This window comes from Thermodesulfitimonas sp. (assembly GCF_052743955.1).
Map to the genome: position 1 here is coordinate 1 of NZ_JBRAIN010000088.1, position 2,980 is coordinate 2,980.

4 protein-coding genes are annotated in these 2,980 nt (G+C 55.1%); 2 read left to right on the forward strand and 2 right to left on the reverse strand.

The genetic code is table 11. The features are described from left to right. Positions 1-344: 344 nt before the first annotated feature. Both ACUVTA_RS07655 and ACUVTA_RS07660 read left to right on the forward strand, forming a co-directional pair. Complete coding sequence (locus ACUVTA_RS07655) at positions 345-641, forward strand: hypothetical protein (RefSeq protein ID WP_445952363.1); 297 nt, start codon at positions 345-347, stop codon at positions 639-641. 31 nt (positions 642-672) lie between these two features. Further along, entirely contained in the window at positions 673-1,272 is a 600-nt protein-coding gene (locus ACUVTA_RS07660; protein WP_445952364.1) for a hypothetical protein, read from the forward strand. A 353-nt stretch (positions 1,273-1,625) separates the two neighbouring features. On the opposite strand, the gene ACUVTA_RS07665 is transcribed toward ACUVTA_RS07660, so the two are convergent. Continuing rightward, positions 1,626-2,387, reverse strand: a complete 762-nt coding sequence (locus tag ACUVTA_RS07665) for a LysM peptidoglycan-binding domain-containing protein (RefSeq protein WP_445952365.1) — start codon at positions 2,385-2,387, stop codon at positions 1,626-1,628. A 6-nt stretch (positions 2,388-2,393) separates the two neighbouring features. Beyond that, positions 2,394-2,980 (reverse strand): DUF3794 domain-containing protein (locus ACUVTA_RS07670; RefSeq protein ID WP_445952366.1); only part of this gene is annotated, 587 nt, incomplete at its 5' end.

Consider the following 2,980-nt stretch of genomic DNA (forward strand, 5'->3'; position numbering starts at 1 on the left):
CCGGCCAACTTAAGTTGATTCTCTCAGAGGTACGCCCAAGATTCAATCCGTGAACTTTATGGGTTGCTAAACCAAATCCTTATCGCGTTCCTGGTATTCTTACCCGCAATGAGCTACAAAGCAGTCGGGTAAGACTGCCCCCCCCGCCCTTTCCATCTACCTGGCATTATAACCAAGACTAGGGGAGGGCTAGCTAATGCGGGTTCGGGATACCGTAATCGACATCTGGCTTATCCTTACCATCATTCTGTTCTTGTTCCTGGTCTTCACCAGGGATAAAACAACTTAACCGGCGGGAGAAGGAGCCTCAAGGTTCCTTCTCCCGATTTTAAGGCGGTGACAAAATGGATCTTTTGCGACAATCGCTCAAACGGCACCGGAAAAATCTCATCAACCTGCCGAACGTAGTGGGCGTAGGCATCGGCAGGAAGCGAACGCGCGGCGCGGAAACGGGCAAGCCAGCGCTTATTGTTTTTGTAGCGAAAAAGTTGCCTCCGGAGTTTTTACCTCGCGCAGCCCTCGTGCCGAAAAGTCTCGAAAAAATTAAGACTGACGTCGTAGAAACCGGGCGGTTTCGCTTGCTAGCAGAAAATACCGGTCGCTACCGACCCGCCCCGCCGGGGGTCAGTATCGGCCATTAATTACCGGATTACTGCTGGGGCCTTTGGGGCCGTGGTTTACGACCGTCAATCAGGCAAACCCCTCATCCTCTCTAACAACCACATCTTAGCCAACCGTACCAACGGTACCGACGGGAGGGCGCGGCGCGGTGATCCGATCCTTCAGCCCGGCCCGTACGACGGAGGGCACGCCGACAAAGACGTTATTGGTATTCTAGAACGTTTTGTTCCCCTCCGCTATAAAGAGGAACCGGCAACCTGCCCCGTAGCTGCCGGCCTCGAATGTTACATGAATATCTTGCTACGCGTTTACCGGCCTAACTACTCCCTACGTCTCTTCCGGCTTACCGAAACATATAATCTCGTTGACTGCGCTGCAGCGGAACCTACCGACCCGAGGCTGATAACCCCCGAAATACTAAAGATCGGTCTCGTCCGGGGAACGGCAGAAGCGGAACCAGGAATGCAGGTTAAAAAATGCGGCCGGACTACCGACGTTACTACCGGAATTGTCCGCTATACGCACGCAACGGTAAGCGTAGATATCGGGAACAACGAGGAAGCTCTCTTCGAAGAGCAGTTCGTCACCGATGCGATGAGCCGACCTGGGGACAGCGGTTCCCTTGGACTGGACGAAAAAACAGGGCGGTAGGTCTGCTCTTCGCCGGTTCGGATACCTATACCGTATGTAACTGTATCCAAAACGTCCTGGATACGCTTGCCGTACGCTTCTAAATGGGGAGGGGTACCTTGTGTTACCCAATGGTCTTCCGTTTAGCGCTTTAACTCTAGCGGCTCTACTACTTGCCAGTCTTAACCCCGATGCGGAACAGCGATTAGAAATTATCGCTACCGCTGCCCAAAACACCAAAGAAGCGATTCGGAATATCCGCCAGGGAATCCAAAATCTCAACGAGGGAATAGTCAAGTTAAGAAAACTAAGGGGCTGACGTCAGCCCCTCATCTTTACTCCTTGGCCCGCAACGCTTTTCAAGTACTGAGGCGTTAAGCCGGGTCGCCTGGAGTCACCGGGATATTAACAACCTGCCCCACCTGCAAGTGATCTGGATCAACACCAGGATTTGCCGCCATGATCGCCTCTACGGTGGTTCCGTAGCGCTCGGCCAGATTATAGAAGGTGTCACCGGGAGTAACGGTATGCTGAACCAACGTCACGGGCGGAGCTGGAAAGTTTTCCGGCAGCTTAACGCAGGTAATAACCTCTTGCTGGACCGTTTCCGTAACCTTTACCGGCACCGTCACGGCCGCGTCAACGACGATACCGCTTTCTTTTACCCGGACCACCGCGTAATCGATGGCCGGTGAAACATGCACCCCGTACCCCGGCTTTGCTCCCCGAACACTCACCCTAGCGGTAAAGTCGAGCTGCGCATCGGCGGCGTACACCCCTTCTACCGGCGTCGCCGCCACATAGATAACCCGGACACTGGCCCGACCGCGCGTCGCCACCGCGTCGTCAATAACTTCAGCCGCCACAACAGTGACGCTTAGGGGCTCGGTGGTCAAGATTCTCGCCACTGGCGGATCCGCCGGCGGCAGGGCCGGGACTTCGGTGCAGAGGACCGTCGTACTATTTTCGCTTACAACGGCTTCCACCCGGAGCTTCGCCTTCTCCACCACCGCAGCCCCCGTAACCGCGGTAACTACGTCGAGTTGCCTGGGCTCTACGACCAGAATCCGGCACGAGATCAGCACCTCAACGTCTAACACGCGGGAAGGAGCATCTTTTGGCGCTGCTTCCGCCACAAGTGTTTAGGCCTCCACCTGCACCGTCATTTTCTCCTTCACCCCTGCTACGGCCACCGTTTGGTTGAAAGGTACTATACATTCTAAATGATAGACGGAGCCGGCCGCGTTCGCCGCCCGGTAAACAACGTGAGCGTGCAGATTACCAGATAGATGTACCTCATCCGTCGCCGTTTCCGCTCGCGTAATTTCGGTTTCCGTAAGCAGATCTAGGACCTCTGCCACCGCCGGCTTCTCCTCCGGCACCACACACTCACCTAGGGCCAGCACTTCCGCGCTGGTGGTGGCCACAACGTCATCCACACGCAACCTTTCCGTCTCCTTAACTTTGACCCCAGAAGGCGCTTCGACAAGCACTTCGATTTCCTTTTGTTCCGTTACCTTAACCTGGAGATCGAGCGTCACCGCGGCAGTAAATTCCCTGCTGCACGTTGCTTTCGGCCTAACTTCGGTCGTCGTTACCAGCACTGTTACATGCGCGTTCATTCCCGGGGCTGCCCCTGCTACGTCGACGCTATAGGAAAAGGGAACCACCAGATGTGCAGCATAAACTGGTTTTTCGGGTATGCACGCTACGTAAGTAAGCTGAAGAT